The 17,805-nt window shown below is 43.6% G+C and carries 14 protein-coding genes; 7 read left to right on the top strand and 7 right to left on the bottom strand.

What is annotated here, in order from left to right; all coding sequences use genetic code 11:
- On the top strand, positions 1–424 hold a 424-nt coding region (gene larC / locus AAFP11_RS21875), incomplete at its 5' end, for a nickel insertion protein (RefSeq protein ID WP_341738970.1).
- Positions 425–449: 25 nt separating this feature from the next.
- On the opposite strand, the gene AAFP11_RS21870 is transcribed toward larC, so the two are convergent.
- From AAFP11_RS21870 to AAFP11_RS21850, 5 genes are all read right to left on the bottom strand, one after another.
- Entirely contained in the window at positions 450–1,175 is a 726-nt protein-coding gene (locus tag AAFP11_RS21870) for a DevA family ABC transporter ATP-binding protein (RefSeq protein ID WP_341738969.1), read from the bottom strand.
- Between the two features lie 40 nt (positions 1,176–1,215).
- Positions 1,216–2,370, bottom strand: coding sequence for an ABC transporter permease DevC (gene devC / locus AAFP11_RS21865; RefSeq protein WP_341738968.1), 1,155 nt, complete (start codon positions 2,368–2,370; stop codon positions 1,216–1,218).
- Positions 2,371–2,535: 165 nt separating this feature from the next.
- A complete protein-coding gene (locus AAFP11_RS21860; protein WP_341738967.1) occupies positions 2,536–3,168 on the bottom strand; it encodes a CatB-related O-acetyltransferase in 633 nt (210 codons plus the stop codon).
- A gap of 34 nt (positions 3,169–3,202) precedes the next feature.
- A complete protein-coding gene (locus tag AAFP11_RS21855) occupies positions 3,203–4,711 on the bottom strand; it encodes an HlyD family efflux transporter periplasmic adaptor subunit (protein ID WP_341738966.1) in 1,509 nt (502 codons plus the stop codon).
- Positions 4,712–4,720: 9 nt separating this feature from the next.
- A complete protein-coding gene (locus AAFP11_RS21850) occupies positions 4,721–5,302 on the bottom strand; it encodes a TetR/AcrR family transcriptional regulator (protein ID WP_341738965.1) in 582 nt (193 codons plus the stop codon).
- A 286-nt stretch (positions 5,303–5,588) separates the two neighbouring features.
- Between AAFP11_RS21850 and AAFP11_RS21845 the strand changes: the two genes are divergently transcribed.
- From AAFP11_RS21845 to AAFP11_RS21830, 4 genes are all read left to right on the top strand, one after another.
- Positions 5,589–6,050 carry a GNAT family N-acetyltransferase gene (locus tag AAFP11_RS21845; protein WP_341738964.1) on the top strand — a complete coding sequence of 154 codons (462 nt, stop codon included), beginning with the start codon at positions 5,589–5,591 and terminating at the stop codon, positions 6,048–6,050.
- Between the two features lie 49 nt (positions 6,051–6,099).
- Positions 6,100–6,471: a DUF2237 domain-containing protein gene (locus tag AAFP11_RS21840; protein ID WP_341738973.1), complete on the top strand. Its 372-nt coding sequence runs from the start codon at positions 6,100–6,102 to the stop codon at positions 6,469–6,471.
- 469 nt (positions 6,472–6,940) lie between these two features.
- A complete protein-coding gene (locus AAFP11_RS21835; protein ID WP_341738963.1) occupies positions 6,941–9,322 on the top strand; it encodes a PAS domain S-box protein in 2,382 nt (793 codons plus the stop codon).
- Positions 9,312–11,006, top strand: a complete 1,695-nt coding sequence (locus AAFP11_RS21830; protein ID WP_341738962.1) for an EAL domain-containing protein — start codon at positions 9,312–9,314, stop codon at positions 11,004–11,006. Before AAFP11_RS21835 ends, AAFP11_RS21830 begins: the two co-directional genes overlap by 11 nt.
- Positions 11,007–11,169: 163 nt before the next feature.
- Here the strand turns inward: AAFP11_RS21830 and AAFP11_RS21825 are convergent, their stop codons facing one another.
- Both AAFP11_RS21825 and AAFP11_RS21820 read right to left on the bottom strand, forming a co-directional pair.
- The gene (locus AAFP11_RS21825; protein WP_341738961.1) at positions 11,170–12,330 is read right to left on the bottom strand and encodes a hypothetical protein; all 1,161 of its coding nucleotides are present in this window, start codon (positions 12,328–12,330) and stop codon (positions 11,170–11,172) included.
- 193 nt (positions 12,331–12,523) lie between these two features.
- Positions 12,524–13,801, bottom strand: coding sequence for a J domain-containing protein (locus AAFP11_RS21820; RefSeq protein ID WP_341738960.1), 1,278 nt, complete (start codon positions 13,799–13,801; stop codon positions 12,524–12,526).
- Between the two features lie 201 nt (positions 13,802–14,002).
- Here AAFP11_RS21820 and polA point away from each other — a divergent pair, with 201 nt between their 5' ends.
- Positions 14,003–17,119 (top strand): DNA polymerase I, encoded by a 3,117-nt coding sequence (gene polA, locus AAFP11_RS21815; RefSeq protein WP_341738959.1) that lies wholly within the window; start codon positions 14,003–14,005, stop codon positions 17,117–17,119.
- 12 nt (positions 17,120–17,131) lie between these two features.
- Positions 17,132–17,698 carry a thermonuclease family protein gene (locus tag AAFP11_RS21810; RefSeq protein ID WP_341738958.1) on the top strand — a complete coding sequence of 189 codons (567 nt, stop codon included), beginning with the start codon at positions 17,132–17,134 and terminating at the stop codon, positions 17,696–17,698.
- Positions 17,699–17,805 lie beyond the last annotated feature (107 nt).

The following is a 17,805-nucleotide window of genomic DNA, read 5'->3' as shown; positions in this document are numbered from 1 at the left end:
GGTATTGGAAACCCAAATTGATGATTTGAGTCCCCAGGCGATCGCCTATGTTTTTGATGCTTTGTTTGTCTGCGGTGCTCTGGATGTTTTTACTCAACCAATTGTGATGAAAAAGTCGCGGCTGGGGGTGTTGTTAACTGTGATTTGTCATCCCGAACATCAGGCTGCTTGCGAAACAACGATATTTCGCGAAACTACTACTTTGGGAATTAGGCGATCGACTCAACAAAGAACTATTTTGCACCGAGAAATCCAGAAAGTTCAAACCAAGTACGGCCCAGTACATATCAAAGTTGCCAAGAGTGGAGAAATGATTACTAATGTGCAGCCGGAATACGAAGATTGTGCAGAAATTGCCCGACTTAACAATATTAGCTGGCGGGAAGTTCATCGTTTGGCGCTGCAAAGTTGGTACGAGGGGTGATACAGCCTATTCTAGTTTCATGACTTTAATCTGCGACATTTGTGACTAAATGCCCGTCTTCCATGTAAATAATGCGATCGGCAATATCCAAAATACGATTGTCGTGGGTGACAAGCAAAATTGTGCAACCTTGTTCTTTGGCTAGTTTCTGCATAATTTCTACCACATCTCGCCCGGATTTTTTGTCTAAAGCAGCAGTGGGTTCATCGGCTAATACTATTTTAGGGTGGCTGACTAACGCACGGGCGATCGCCACTCTTTGTTTCTGTCCTCCTGACAAATTTTCGGGGTAATAATTAGCCCTCTCTCCCAAACCAACTGCTTCTAACATTGCTATGGACAAAGCATCCATATTCTGATTTAGCATTTCTTTATGCAATTCCAAAGACATTCGCACGTTTTGCTTAGCTGTCAAAAATGTCATCAGATTGTGTGCTTGAAAAATATACCCAATTTGCTTTCTCAGTTTGGTTAATTGATGTTTGCTCGCTGAGACTATTTCTTGTCCCAGAATTTTGAGACTCCCTTCCTGGGCAGAACGTAAGCCTCCTAACATGGTTAATAACGTGGTTTTCCCGGAACCGGAGGGCCCCGTCATAATTACTATTTCTCCTGGGTTGATATCCAGATTTATGTCAAATAAGGCTTGTTTTTTGAGGGACCCTTGGCCGAAGTAGTGATTGAGGTTTTTGACGGAAATTACTGGTTCGGTTATTGTGGTTGTTTCAGCAGGGAGATTTAGGGTTTCCATGGGGATTTTTGGGTCAAAATTTACCGATAATTAGCGCTGATTAAAAGATGTCTGCGGGGTCTGCTGATTGAAGTTTCCGAAGGGCGATCGCACCGGAACCTGTACACATCACAATCGTCAAACCTAACACTACTACTGCTCGATTTGTGGTCATTATAATTGGTAGTAAAGTGGCAGATTGTGCTAGGGAATACATTCCATTGGCGATAATAATTCCTGGCATAAAACCTAAAACTGCTAAGAGGAGAGCTTCTTGAATTAAGACTCCTACTAAATAGCGATCGCTATATCCCATTGCTTTTAAAGTAGCATATTCTGCTAAGTGGTCGGAAACATCGGAGTAAAGAATTTGGTAAACAATAATTAGACCCACAATAAATCCGATGATAGTGCCAAATCCAAAAATAAAGCCAATGGGGGTAGCATTTGCCCAGTAAGCTTTCTCGATTTCTGCAAATTCTGCTAAGGTTAAAACTTTAACATCATTGGGTAAAGTTGCTTGTAGCATAGACTGGACTTTTTTGATATCTGTACCGGGTTTAAGGGTGATTAAACCCACATCCATTTCATCGGGTTTCCTTTCGGGAAATAAGTTCATGAATGTGGAGTCACTGACTATGACATTCCCATCAGCGGTGAAAGAAGTACCGAGGGTAAATAAACCCGATACTTGAATGTTGCGTTTGTTTAGTTCAGTTTCAAGGCTGGATTCTTTCTGGATAATTTGGGCAATATCGCCATATTCAGGTCTCGAAGATTGGTCGAATAAGGCATGATTAAACATTTGAATTTGATGCAGTTGTTTGTTGACATCGGGCAAATTAAATGTTATGTTTCCCGGATCTACTCCAAAAATTAAAATCGCTCTCGTAGTGCGATTGGTGGGATTTCGCCACCGCCCGATATCAATATGCAAAGAAGTTACAGATTTGACTCCTTCAAATCCTTGGGCTTGGTATAATCTATCTCTTTTGAAACTTTTTACCGCAGCAAATGTTTCAAATTGAGGATTGATTAACACTAAGTCTGTTTGTAAACTTTGGTGCGGTTTAATAGCAGAATCGAAAAGTGCATCTCGGAATCCTAGTTGCACGAAGATTAGGATATCTGCAAAGGCAATGCCGGCAATGGCAACTGCAAGGCGGGTTTTTTCTCTGGTTACTTGCAACCATGCAAGGGGTGTTTTGCGAAACATATAATTCGGGAATGGGGGATGGGGAATGGGGAATTGGGAATGGGGAATTGGTTATTAGTTATTTGTAATTCGTAGGGGCGAAGCATGACCGCAGACAATTTATTAGTGATAACCAGAGATTTACAGCGGTCATGCTTCGCCTATGCGAAATCGGGATGATCCCTTTTATTCCGCATCTATCAGTGCTTGAATATCGCTGTTCATAATCAAGTTAATATGGCGCGTAATCTTGTCAATTTGCCAATCCCACCACCGAGTTTCTAATAGTTGTGCAACTTCAGCATCGCTGAAACGCTGTTTGATTATACCTGCGGGATTTCCACCGACAATGGTGTAAGCCGGAACATCTTTTACCACCACAGATTTAGCTGCAATCACCGCACCGTCGCCGATTTTGACTCCTGGCATAATCACTGCTTCGTAACCAATCCACACATCATTACCAATTACGATATCTCCTTTACTTGGCAATTCCATTAATAAATTTATGGCTGTTTCCCAACCATTACCAAAAACAGGAAAAGGATAGGTTGAAATGCCGTCTATTTTGTGGTTTGCACCGTTCATGATGAATTTGACATTGGTGGCGATCGCACAAAACTTACCAATAATTAATCTGTCATTTCCGTAGTTGTAAAGTACATTTTTCTCGAAGTTTTCCGGACCAGTCGGATCGTCATAGTAGGAGTAATCACCGACAATAATATTAGGCGATTTCACAAAGTTTTTGATGAAACCTACCCGCGACTGGTCTATCATGGGATAAGGTAGGTTTGGATCGGGACCAAATTCTGCCATAACTTTCCATCCTTAAAGGTTCGGATTCGGGACTTTAGTCTTTCTGAATTGCTACCATTACCTGCAAGTTTGTCAACCCTTCAACTTGTTTGCTACCTTCTGAATTCAAGTGAATTTTTACTTCCACTACTCGGCTGTCCAAGTTTTCTCCCGGTTGGTTGCTAAACACATTTTGTTTGCTGACTTTCAATCCAATCTCTTTAACAACTCCTGGCAATTCTCCGGGAAATGCTTGGCTGGTGACAGTTGCTTTTTGTCCAACCTTGATTTTGCTAATATCAGTTTGATAAACTTCGGCTACGACTACCATTTGCTCAGTTTTTCCTACATCCGCAATACCTTCGTCGCTAATTTTTTCGCCTGGGCGAGTATGAATTTTGAGGATTTTTCCGGGAGTTGGGGTGCGGATATAAGCTTGATTTAATTCCGCTTGGGCGCGCTTGACTTGGGCGATCGCACTATTGATTTCTGTTTCGGCTGCTTCTATGTCCACCGGGCGTACTTCGGCTATTTTTTCGAGAGTGGCTTTCGCTTCTTCTAGTTGTTGGCTACCACTTCCTTTGATGCGTTTGAGATTTGCTTGGGCTTCATTTAGCTGCTGTTTTGCTGTATTATTAATTCTCGAAAGATTGGCTTGGGCTTCCTTCAGTTGCTGTTTGGCTGTATTGTTGATTCGATCGAGATTTGCTTGGGCTTCTTCAAGTTGCTCTGTTGCTGTACTATTAATCCTGGTGAGATTTGCTTGAGCTTCTTTAACTTGCTGGCTGTTGGTTTCTACTGCTAGCTTTTTGGTATCCATTACGGATTTAGAAATTGCACCTTCGACAACAAGTTGTTGATTTCGCACGTATTCAGATTGTGCATTATTTAACTCTGCTTGCAACTTGTTAATCGCTGCTATTTGTGCTTGTTTTTCTCCTTTCCACTGTGCATTTATGCGGCTAATTGTTGCTGTTTGAGCTTTCTTTTCTCCTTCCCACTGGGCGGTGATTCTGTTAATTGTCGCTTGCTGGGCGCTTCTGTCTCCTTCCCATTGGGCGAGGGTGCGATCGACTGTTGCTTGTTGTGCTGTTTGATTCCCTTGCAATTCTGCTGCTAGCTTGCCAATTGTCGCTGATTGTGCTGCAATTTCTCCTGATTTTGCACCGGCTTTGACTTTTGCTAAATTTGCTTGGGCAACTTTTACTTTTTCTTTGGCTTCGTCTAAGGCAGATTTTAGCCGATCGCCTGCATCCAAAATTGCGATTAACTGCCCAGCTTTCACCCCATCGCCTTCTTTGACTAAAATCTGGGAAATGCGATCGCCATTGAGATTTTGCGATACTCCCAACCGAATCACTTCTCCTTGGGGTTCCAATCTTCCTAAAGCGGTTATTTTCCTAGCTGGAGGAGTTGTTTCCACAGGCAAAGGTTCAGCACTTTCACTGATAATTCCCGACTGAGAAATTCCGTAAAAAGCAGTACCCACGCTAATTAAAGCGCCAGCAATTACTAATCCCGTTACCAATCGATTATGAGGTTTGATGTAATCTTGAAAGTTCATATATCTCCTCTATTCGCCTTGTTTTTTTTCTAGATAAGCAACCAACAGCTCTTTTAATAAATTCGCTTGTTCTGTGAAAGAAATCCTTTCACCTTGATAAAATCTTCTTCCCAACAAACCATCAACATAGTTGATGATAAATATCGGAATTTCTGGATTGGAGATGCCTAAGTAGCAGCCTACGGCTTCTTCATAACGCTTTCCTGCTTCCTGAAGTGCCTGATTACTCTCAACCTCTTGCCGAGTTTTGTGATGACAAAAATCAAAGGTAATTGACAAACTTTTGACAATATAATCCTCACTTTTACAGACATATTCCATCAGTTTTTCAATCTTTTCACCTAGGGTTGGTGGATTTCCTAATTCCGCTAGCGCTTCTTCTTTTGTATCTTCATAGCTCAAGTATTCAATTAATTGGTCGAACAGGCTTTCTTTACTGGGGAAATAGTGGTAAAGCGTGCCTGTAGAAACTCCAATTTCTGAGGCTATTTCACGCATTGTTACTGAGGAATAGCCTTTTTCGGCAAAGATCTCAAAGCATTGGTTCAACAGTTGTTTGCGGTAGAGTTCGTGGTCAACTATCTTTGGCATAAGGTCGATCGATCTGACATGGTGGATTTTAGATCCTAGGTTATCGAAAATTTAAAATCGATCGAAACATATTACTATATCGAACATCCGATATAGTATAACCTAAATTTTAGCTAGGGCTTAGCTGTTGAGTTAGGTTATATTATATCGAACATTTGTTATAATTAATCTTGCACAAAGCGGTAGATTTTGTCAAGAGGTACAGTAAAATTATTTGAGTCAATGGAAATGACAGAAATTAATCCAACTGTATCGATCGCCTTTTTGCACCCTCTGGAAACCAGCTATGAAAGTCAGAAACTACGAAATAGGGGATACCGAACAAATTATCAAACTGTTTTATGAAACCGTACACCAAGTAAATATCCAGGATTACACAAAAGCACAAGTAGATGCTTGGGTTCCTGTTGACATCGACCGGGAAAATTGGGTCAAAAGTTTAAGCAATAAATTTACCTTTGTAGCGACAGAAGGTGACATAATTGCAGGTTTTGGAGAACTAGAAATCAACGGCCATATCGATCGCTTTTACTGTCACAAGGACTTTCAAAGGAAAGGAGTAGGTACAAAAATATTAGAACACATTGAAGCCAAAGCCAAGGAATTAGGACTAAAAAGCATATTTACAGAAGCCAGTATTACAGCCAAACCCTTCTTTGAAAACAAAGATTTTCGGGTAATTAAACAACAAGAGGTAGCACGGAGAGGGCAAAAATTTATTAACTTTGCCATGACCAAAAATCTCTAACATTTTTATCGGTATAATTTAGAGAGAATATTTTTATCAAGGAGTGGCAATTGTGACAGAAGCTACAAATGTGTTGGGTGGAAAATTAGAAACTTGCTGCACGTCGCCCATGACGGGATATTATCGGGATGGCAAATGCAATACAGGTGGTGGCGACTATGGGGCTCACACAGTTTGTGCTCAATTGACAGCAGATTTTTTGCAATTCAGCAAGTCGAGGGGAAATGATTTGATAACTCCAGTCCCCGCATTTAATTTTCCCGGTTTGAAACCAGGGGATTGCTGGTGTTTATGTGCGTCACGCTGGAAGGAAGCGATGGATGCTGGAGTTGCACCCAAGGTAGTTTTGTCAGCGACTCACGCCTTAACTTTGGAATACGTTTCTTTGGAGGAATTGAAGCAGCACGCTGCTGATTTGTAGGGAAAAATGGTTGACAGTTGACAGTTGACCCTTCGACTCCGCTGCTCCAACCGCGTAGCCGAAGGGTGGAAGGACACGGCGCGCCACAGTTGACAGTTGACCAATAACCAATAACTAATAACCAATAACTAATAACCAATAACTAAGGACTATATTCAGTATATTTACGCACATTAATCATAACTTTACAATTCTGGGATAGACAAAAGGTGAAGATTACGGAATTGATTTTGGCAAGTCTAGCCATAATAGACGTAAAAATACTGATTAGCAGTAATTATTTAGCCTGTTGTCGATCGATTGGCATCGCAACAGCGCTACGACAGGCAACTCCTAATTTGTTTAAACAAGCTTCAAAATATCCCTGATTTGCAAAATGAGTATCCCAGTTAACGGTAAGAGTTGACAGGAAAAGTTTATGCTTAAAAAATAGGCTTGCCTAAAAATCAGAGTGCCTCTCAGAGAAACTATGTCACAGTCTAACAAATCAAGCTATTGCTCCTGTGCGAGGGCGCAAACGCCAGAAACTACTACTAACTTGCAGCTCATAGTAGAACAGCTAACAGCAGAATTAAACAACACCCGCGAGCAACTTCAAGGGGAAATCGATCGCCTCAAAACAGCTAACGAGACTTGGCAAAGAGCGATGGGTGTTGCTCCGATTCTGCTATGGGCGACAGACAAAAACGGCAAATTAACGCTTGCCGAAGGCAAAGGACGAGAAAATTGGGGTTTTTCGCCAGAAGAACTCACCAGAACCTCGATTTTTGAAGTCTACAATCACCATCCAGATATCTATGAAAATATGACTTGGGTATTGGCGGGAAACTCACGCTATTGGAATGCCCAACAGGGGGATTTAATATACGAAATTCGATCGACACCTGTATACAATTCCCAGGGCGAAGTTGTCGGTGCCGTCGGTGTTTCTACGGAAATAGGGGATGGATCGCGATCGCCAGCGGCATTGCAAAAAGCAAATCAAGAATTACAACGCCAGCTTCAGCAGCAAACAAAAAACTTTCATGCAGCACTTTACGAAAGCGAAAAAAAGTACCGCAATCTCGTCCAAACCTCCCAAGAATTAATTTGGTCCGTCGATATTCAAGGCTTGTTGACCTTTGTCAATGCCGCCGCGGAACGTATCTACGGTTATGAACCACCAGAAATGATCGGGCGCAGTTTCACCGAATTTTTGCTTCCCGAACACAAACCCTTACAAATACAAATATTTGAACAACTTTTAGATAACACCAGTGTTCAGCCCCCAGCACCTAACTATGCTTACGAAACAGTACATCTTCGCAAAGACGGCACTCCCGTTCACCTGCGGGTAAACAGCATCGTTAACCAAGCCGAAAACGGCACTATTTTAGGACTAACTGGTACGGCGACAGATATTAGCGATCGCAAGCGATCGGAAGAAGCTCTAGAAAAAACAACCGACCAACTTTGGGCAGTTTTAAATGCCGTACCGGGATTAATTTCTTGGATCGATTCAGATTTGCGGTATATAGGAGTCAACCAGCACTTAGCAACTTCTTTCAAGCGTTCTCCTGAAAGCTTTGTTGGTGAAGAAATAGGGTTTCTCGAACGAGGGTCTAACTTTGGACAACTACTGCGACAATTTTTTGAAAGTTCAGATCGGGAAACATCCCAAGAAATAGAAATAGAAATTAACGGCTCCCTGCGCAACTATTTAATAGTAGCTCAAAAATATCATCAAGGAACCGCAGCAGTATCTGTAGGAATCGACATTACCGATCGCAAACGCGCCGAAGCTCAAAAAACCAAATTAATTGCTTCGTTGCAAGAATCAGAACACAAATTTAGGAGCCTTTATGAAGCCACCAGCGACGCAGTAATGTTGCTAAATGAAGAGATGTTTTTTGACTGCAACTTCGCTACATTAAAAATGTTTGGCTGTAGCAAAAAAGAAGATTTCTATGGTAAACATCCCAGGGATTTATCTCCACCATTTCAGCCTAAAGGAGAAGATTCAAAGACTCTTTCTAAACAAAAAATAGCCACAGCCATGGAAACAGGAAGCTGTCGATTTGACTGGGTTCATAAACGACTCGATGGTTCAGAATTTCCCGCAGAAGTGCTGTTAAACAGCATGGAAATTAATGGAGAAAAATTCTTACAAGCAGTAGTGCGCGACATTACGGACCGCAAGCGAGATGAAGATCAAATCAAAGCTTCCCTCGCCGAAAAAGAAGTGCTACTCCAAGAAATTCATCACCGCGTCAAAAACAACCTACAAGTTATTTCCAGTTTGCTCAAACTTCAGTCTCGCTATATTCAAGATAGCCACGTTACTGAAATGCTAAAAGAAAGCCAAAACCGCGTCAGGTCAATGGCTCTGGTTCACGAACAATTGTATCAATCCAAAGACTTATCAAAGATTGACTTTGCTGATTATATCCACAACTTAGCCCAAAATTTATTCCAAGCCTATGAAATCAATGCCAAAGGAATTAAATTACAAACAAAAATTGCACCATGTTTTATGAATATTGACACCGCAGTTCCTTGCGGATTAATTATCAACGAATTTGTGACAAATTCCCTAAAGTATGCTTTTCCAGAGCAACCTCAAGGTACAATTAAAATAGATTTCAGTTTCGATAATGACAGGGTTTGCGTGCTAGTTGTTAGCGACAGCGGCATTGGTTTACCCAAAGACTTAGACTATAAAAATTCTCGCACATTGGGTTTGCGTTTAGTAGTATCTTTGGTTAAACAAATTCGCGGGAATATAGAACTTGTAAAAACTGCCGGGACAGTTTTCAAAATAACATTTTCACAACCAGAAATGCACCAGGAGAGCAAACCTAATGTCAAATAATAAAATACTGATAGTCGAAGATGAAAGCATCATTGCTGAAGACCTTTTCGACAGTTTGACAAGTCTGGGATATCAAGTAACTGCCATTGTCTATTCTGGGGAAGAAGCGATTATAGCCGCATCAGAAGTGCGACCAGATTTAGTGCTGATGGATGTGAATTTACAGGGAGAAATAGACGGGATAACAGCGGCAGAGAAAATTAGATCGCGCTTTCAAATCCCAGTGATTTACCTCACAGCTTATGCCGATGAGAATACATTGCGACGAGTGAATTCTACCAAACCTTTTGGTTGCATCATCAAGCCATTTGAAGAAAAAAACTTGCACACAACTATTCAAATAGCCCTTCACCGACATCAGTATGATTGCTTGACAAATCTACCAAATCGTTCCTTGCTGCGAGAAAAGCTAAGTCAGCTATTAAACGAACAAACAGAATTGTCAGAATTCATTCCGGTTGTCACTCTCAGCTTAGATAGAATTAACCGGATTAATAGTACCTTGGGACACCATATTGGTGATTTAGTAATTTGCAGTATTGCTCAGCGGCTGAATAACTGTACAAACAAAATTAATCTGGTGGCTCGTTTGGAAGCAGCCGAATTTGCGCTGGTTCTCGAACCTGTGAAAGACAAACAGGATGCGGTCAAGATTGTTCACAGCATTTTGGAAATTGTCGCCCAAGCAATCATTGTAGAAAGCAGCGAAGTTTACCTCACGGCTAGTATCGGTATTTCTTTGTATCCGGGCGACGGTAGGGATGCAGAGGATTTGCTAAAAAATGCTTATACAGCTATGTACTATGCTCAGGAAAAAGGTGGAAATAATTATCAATTTCATGCCAGAAATATTGCAACTAATTCTATCAATAAACTAGCTCAAGAAATTAGTCTTCGTAATGCTTTAAAAAGGTCAGAATTTGAAGTTTACTATGAGCCGAAAGTAGAAATAAAGAGTGGAAAAATAGTAGGTGCAGAAGCTTTAGTGCGTTGGAACCATCCAGAAATGGGACGGGTTTCCCCTGGAGAATTCATTCCCATGGCGGAAGAAATGGGCTTGATTGCGCCTTTGGGGGAATGGGTATTAGAGACGGCTTGTAGGCAAACTCAAGCTTGGCAAGCGCAGGGTTTGGGTCCGCTAAGAGTAGCAGTCAACGTGTCAGCCCGCCAGTTCGATCAAAAAAATCTGACGCAAAGAGTCAGTGAAATATTAACAGAAACTGGTCTGGACCCTAAATATCTGGAATTAGAATTGACGGAAAGTCTGGTGTTGCAAGATGAAACAGCAGTATCCCAAGCTTTTAGTGTGTGGAAAAAAATGGGAATTAGGGTGGCAATTGACGATTTTGGCACGGGATATGCTTCCTTAAGTTATTCAAAGCGGTTTCCCTTTGATGTTCTGAAAATAGATAAGAGTTTTATTCGCAATATTACAGAGGATCGTCAGAATGCAGCGATTACGATCGCGATTATTCAAATGGGACACTCGATGAATATGACGGTGGTGGCTGAGGGGGTGGAAGATGAACAGGAACTTGCTTTTTTGTGTACTCACGATTGTGACGAAATTCAAGGCTATTTTTTCAGCAAGGCTTTGCCCCAGGATGAGTTTGAAGCGCTGTTGAAAAGTGGTAAGCGCTGGGAGTTATGGAAGACGGAAGAAGGAAAAAGGAAAATGCAATAAATCCGATCGCCCTTTAAATCCTGATGGTTGGGCGATCGGAATAAAGCCGATTTGCCAAAGCTTACAGCGGGAACTGCTGTGTATTAAAAACAGCTCATCCCGTGTGTGGTTAGACGGCGGAGAAATTGTCGATAAATCGCCCCGCTGAGAAAACCGCGCGGTGTTAGACTGCCGGAACCGCTACCCGATTCTTGGGAACAATCTGTGGCTGATAGGAAAATACCTCTCGCTCACGGGGATTGACGGTAACTTTGATCCACTGCACGTCGTTGAGGCCATTCGCCACATTGTCGCCAAAGGTCTCGACGCGAGTGAAGTTCTCAAGGCGTTGACCCTCACTATCCAGAAATGGCTTGTCAATGCGGTAGTAGTGCGAGTCGCCATGCACGTAGGCCACCGGCTTACGGAAAGCGATCGTCTCATCGCGAAGCGCGATTAAAAAGTCCTTGTAGCCATCAGGCGTGAGAGTGCCATCAGCCTGCTTATCGGTTTCCACCAGTGTTTTCGGATCGCGCAAAGGCGCTCTGGTGCCATCGGTTAGATCCCACCCCGGATTGGCTTGGGTGATAATCATCACCGCCACTGAATTGCTGTCCTTGGCTGCTTTAAAGCTCTCACGCAACCAGACAATATTGGATTGGTTGCGTGCGTTATACTCAGCCGAGTCAGGTGCGGTGTCACAGAGGTTGTTGCATGAACCGGGAACGTTGAGGGTGACATAGGTAACATTACCGACTGCCCAGCGACGGTTTTCGACACAGGGTACGGCACCCTCAACGCCGAGGCACAGCGGCGCTGTCTGCACTTTCTGGGCTAGCTTACGTTGTCCGAGTGTAAACTTGGTGTTGAAGAATAGCTGACGCTCGCGATCGAGCCGCTCGCGTGATGAGAATCCACCGTTTGCGGGGCGATCGCAGTCAGTCCAATCGTTATCGCCCGGTGTGAAGGCTGCCGGTGCCTTCAGCGCGTTGAAGAATCCGAGGGATTGCTTATAGAAATCTTCGCTACAGGTGGTCGGCGTGACCGAGCCGGGGGTACCACTGCCCGCCTTCAGATCGCCGTCGTGGACTGTAAAGACCAGGTTTTGCGAGTTCATGTCAGCGATCAGGTTCGGAACCCCCGTCAACGCCTGTACGTCTGAGTAGGGAAGATCGCCCCAAAGGCCGATCGCGTACAGCTCGCTCTTGTTCTCCTGTTTGCGCTCGGCAGCAGTTGCTACACTGATGGCGGAAGTGGCCAGGAATACTAAGATCGCCCATAAACAAATATTACGTAGCACGCGCTTAGTGGTAACGCGCTCAAACACGGAGTAACTAAACTTCATGATATAAATATCCTCAATTATTCTTTGCCTCGGAGAGCGTATGTTGGACAAATAGCTGCTGTCCAAACCATTCAAGCCAAAGCTTAGTGTATTGGATATAGTTTATTAAGGAGTTACGAGCAGGTTATTTATGAGTTATGAGTTTGATTTTTGACAGACAATTTAACAACAAGTCCTGATTACGAACCAAAATTCAAAAAATTCGATCGGCTAACCAGTTTCCTAACCACAGTCCAAAACCAGAAGTAGCCACTAACAGAATAGAGGTGTAAAAGCCATTCCCGGAGACGATCGACCTTTCGGCGGCCACCATCCTCGCCACAACTCCAGCAATAATCCCGATCGCCACCCAAGCCCCATAGACAGCCTTAGAACCCGCCAGTACCAAAGCTAAACCCAGATTCTCGGCACCAGTCAACGCCACCGCACCCGCGATCGCCCCAACTCCCAAGCCAATTAAACCTACAAGCCCCCTAGGGTTCTCAGAATTAACAGATACTTCCCCCATCAGCCCACACAGCAAGCCCACAACCCCCCAACAAATACCCCCCGCCATCGTCCTCATCCAATCCCCAGAAGCAGTTCCAGCCATCAATCCCGTCACTGTCGCCACTCCTGCCACAGCCAACACACCAGCCACCAGCCTAGACTCAGCCTCAGAAGTGGCGATCGCCCCCAAGCCAGCCCCTACCAGAGCCCAAACCATCCCTGTGATCGCGCCTCCCGCCTGAAAACCTGCGATCGACCCCCCCACCGCCCCAGCTAAAACAAAAGCCGCCAACCAAACTCTCGCTGTCACCGAGCCCTCCGCCACCAAAATCGCCGCCCACAGCCCATCGGCACCACAGATTAAAGTCCACATCCACAGCGGGGCGACAGATTTCGTCAAAATCCAGCTAGTGAAAGCATAACTGGCAAAGACGATCGCCAGCGGCCACCAAGGAAAGCCAGAATATTTGAGAGATTGTCGCCTGGAAGTAGCAAAGTTTCGCGACTTTGAATATTGAATCGAAAATTGTTGTTTCCGGTTCGAGGTAGCCTGGGCATGGCTGGGAGTGTGGAGATTGCCACGCCGCCCTGGAAACCTTTGACGGTTTTCAGCTTTAAATCCTTTGTGGCCTTTCGAGGTAGCTTTTGGAGAATTTTGACTTTTTTTGAAATTAGCCCTAGTTTTTGGCTTGATAAAGCCCCTTCTGTTGAGTTTTTCACGTACAGGTGCAGGGGTTGTTGCTGTCTGAAACGCAGGTTCGATCGCTTTTAATTCCGGCTGACTCAGAAACGACACCAATTGCTCGTAAGCTAGATTAATCTCTGCTAATCTTTGTTGAGCTTTTTGTTGCAGCCGATCGTTGTGGGCAAAGCGATCGGGATGCCACACAAAGGCCAAATCTCTGTAAGCTTGCTTAACTTCTTCTAAGGAGGCTCCAGGCTCAATTTCTAGGATTTCATAGTATTGGTCAATGTCAGCCATAAACTTCGATCTGGAAAAAGTGCGATCGTACTTCACATCTTCCACTATTCTCAGGCAAGCTGCACAGCCAATTGATTTTAGATAGGGGATGTGGAACTTGAGAATTACTGACTCGGAATAAATCGATTTGTGCTTGAGGAACGATGGGGCTACAAGTAGCTACAATGAGAAAATACTTTCGTGCGATCGCCCTCAGTGCCAGTGTCCGCCAATAAAACACCCACCTTTATCCTAGTTGACGGCCACTCTTTGGCCTTTCGCTCCTACTTCGCCTTTGCCAAAAGTCGAGATGGAGGTTTGCGAACTAGCACCGGCATTCCCACCAGCGTCTGTTTCGGCTTTCTCAAGTCCCTGTTGGAAGTCATGGCGGCGATCGCACCAGAATACATGGCGATCGCCTTTGACACCGCCACACCCACCTTTCGCCACGAAGCCGACGAAACCTACAAAGCCGGCCGCGCCGAAACCCCAGAAGATTTTATCCCCGATTTGCAAAACCTCCAAGAACTCCTGGGCTATTTAAACTTACCAGCCATCACCGCTCCCGGCTACGAAGCCGACGATGTTTTAGGAACTTTGGCCAACAAAGCCAGCACCTCCGGTTATGATGTCAAAATCCTCACGGGCGATCGAGATTTATTTCAATTAGTAGACACCGCCAAAAAAATCAGCGTTTTATACTTAAGCACAGATGAATTAAGGCGATCGGGAAAAGGCAAATCCCAAGAATACGGTCCCGAACAAGTCCAAGAAAAACTCGGCATATTGCCCCAACAAGTAATAGATTACAAAGCCCTCTGCGGCGACAAATCCGACAACATTCCCGGAGTCAAAGGCATTGGCGACAAAACCGCCATCCAACTCCTAACCACTTACAACACCCTTGAGGGAATTTATGCAGCGATAGACGAATTGAAAGGCGCAACCAAGAAAAAATTAGAAGAAGGAAAAGCAGCAGCCTATCATTCTCAGCACATGGCAACCATCGTCCAAGACGTTCCCTTAGAAGTAGAACTAGAAAATTGCCAGCTCAAAGGTTTTGATGAAGCAGCATTGATACCGATGCTAGAAAAATTAGAATTTAAGACATTTTTAAGCAAAGTCAAACAAATTCAACAACGTTTCGGCGGTGTAGAAGAGAAAGCAGAAGCAATCAGCAATAACCAAGAAAGAGTCTCCTCCAACAGTGGAACAGAAAACTTGCCTGTTACTGTAAATACCAATGACAGTGCCACAGAAAACTTACCTATTACTATAAATACCAATGACAGTGCGACAGAAAACTTACCTATAGCTCTTGAAAATTCAGAAGACCTATGGTTTTGGAGTTATACTGATACCCAAGCCGCCCAGGAAGCAAACAAATTACCAATCAAACCCCGGATAATTCAAAACATAGAACAGTTAAATGAATTAGTCAAACTGCTAGAAACCCGCACAGACAAAACAACACCTGTGGCCTGGGATACCGAAACCACCGCCTTAGAACCACGAGACGCCGAATTAGTCGGAATTGGCTGTTGTTGGGGAACCCGCGAACAAGATTTAGCCTATATCCCAACCGGACATAAAACAGGCAAAAACTTAGATAAAACCACAGTTTTAAATACTTTGCGTCCGATTTTAGAAAGCGAAAATTATCCCAAAGCGCTGCAAAATGCTAAATTCGATCGCCTCATCTTCCGCTGTCAGGGAATTAAACTAACAGGAGTCATCTTCGACACCATGCTAGCCAGTTATGTACTCAATCCCGAAACCAGCCACAGCCTCAGCGAATTATCCAGGAAATACTTAGGAATTGTCGCCAAAAGCTACAAAGAATTAGTACCGAAACACAAAACAATTGCTGACATCAGCATTCCGGAAGTAGCCGACTACTGCGGCATGGATGTGTACACCACATTTCAATTAGTAGATAAACTGAGAGCAGAATTAGATGAACAGGACTTACGCACTCCGACTGAAGAAACCGGGTTTTTTACTGAATCTGCTGGTCATAACGAAGTATTTTCGTCAAAAAACCCGGTTTCTGGGCCCCCATCAAAGTCTTTGCATCGGTTACTGCTCGATGTCGAACAGCCCTTAGAACCAATTTTAGCCGAAATGGAACTTCGTGGCATTCGCATTAATTCAGCCTATCTGCAAGAACTCTCACAACAACTAGAACAGAGATTAGTCCAACTCGAAGAAAACACCTATCAAGCAGCGGGGAGAAAGTTTAATTTAGCTTCCCCAAAACAACTAAGCGAAATCTTATTAGAAAAAATCCCCGAAGAGTTTCAGAAAAAATCTCGCAAAACCAAAACAGGATACTCCACCGATGCCGCTGTTTTGGATAAACTCCAAGGAGACCACCCGATTGTAGATGATTTATTAGAACACCGAACATTATCCAAATTGAAATCTACCTATGTGGATGCTTTGCCGCAGTTAGTGCGTGCAGATACCGGGCGAGTGCACACAGATTTTAACCAAACTGCTACCGGGACGGGCAGGCTTTCTTCTTCCAATCCAAATTTACAGAATATTCCCATCCGTACCGAATTTTCCCGACAAATTCGCAAAGCTTTTTTACCAGAATCAGGTTGGCTGATGGTGTCGGCTGACTATTCTCAAATTGAACTGCGAATTTTAGCTCATTTGAGTCAAGAACCTGTGTTAATCGAAGCTTATCAAAATAACCGAGATGTGCATACAGTCACCGCTCAATTATTATTTGAAAAAGAGGAAGTTACGCCGGATGAAAGACGGTTTGGCAAAACGATTAATTTCGGGGTAATTTATGGGATGGGGGCGATTAAGTTTGGCAAATCTATGGGCAAAAGCTCAGCAGATGGTAAAAAGTTTATTGAACGATTTAACCAGCGTTATAGTCAAGTGTTTGAATATTTGGAAAAAGTCAAAAAAGAGGCGATCGCCCTTGGCTATGTTTCCACCATACTCGGCCGCCGCCGTTACTTAAACTTCGATCGCCTCAGCGACTTAAAAGGCACTAACCCCGAAGACATCCACCCCGATAGACTTAAATCTCTCAGTAGAGATGATGCCCAATCTTTGCGGGCGGCAGCCAACGCTCCCATCCAAGGCTCCAGTGCTGATATCATTAAACTTGCCATGATTGAAGTCAACCAAGTTTTGCAAAACTATCAGGCGCGATTGCTGCTGCAAGTTCACGACGAATTAATCTTTGAAGTACCTCCCCAGGAATGGGAAGAATTGCAGCCAAAAATCAAAGATGCCATGGAAAATGCCCTACCTCTGAGTGTACCGTTGATAGTTGACATCCACGCGGGCAAAAATTGGATGGAAACCAAATAAAAACAGAGAACTATGAATCAAATAAAAATGACTATTTTCCGAGTAATGACAAGATTAATGACCTTAAGTATGGTATTTTTACTATTCGGATGTCCCCAAAAATTAGCAGCGAATAACTATGCTGTCAAACGAGTGAGCGATGGCGATACCCTTGTCGCCAGCGATAGCGCTGGGAAAGATATCAAAGTGCGTTTTGCCTGTGTAGATGCACCGGAAGTTCCCCACACAAATGCTGAAAAGAATAGCAAAGCAGCCGCCCAAAAAAATCAATTTAAGTGGGGAAATTTAGCGCAGCAAAGAACTCAGCAGCTAGTGAAACAAGGAGGCGAACGGGTAGTTTTGACCGTCACTGATACCGATCGCTACGGGCGCCAAATCAGCGAAGTTCGCTTACCAAACGGCACATTTGTGCAAGAAGTTTTGACTAGCGAAGGACTAGCCATGGTTTATCGTCCTTACTTAAAAAACTGTCCCAGCGCCAGTATTCTGGAACAAGCCGAAGCAGCAGCTAAGAAAAATCGCCGTGGCGTTTGGGGAGATTCCAAGTTTGTCCCCGCTTGGGATTTTCGTAAAAAATGATTTAGTTATTTGTTGTTGACTGTTGACTGTTGACTGTTAAATGCGAGCATACCTAATGCTTCCAAAATTCCTCCTGAGTTAGCACAATTTCGAGTTTGCCAGTAGAG

Source organism: Microcoleus sp. CAWBG640, from assembly GCF_020883015.1.
Taxonomy (GTDB): Bacteria; Cyanobacteriota; Cyanobacteriia; order Cyanobacteriales; family Microcoleaceae; genus Microcoleus; species Microcoleus anatoxicus.
Note: the sequence above shows the minus strand (reverse complement) of the source record. Positions and strands in the feature narration are given on the sequence as shown.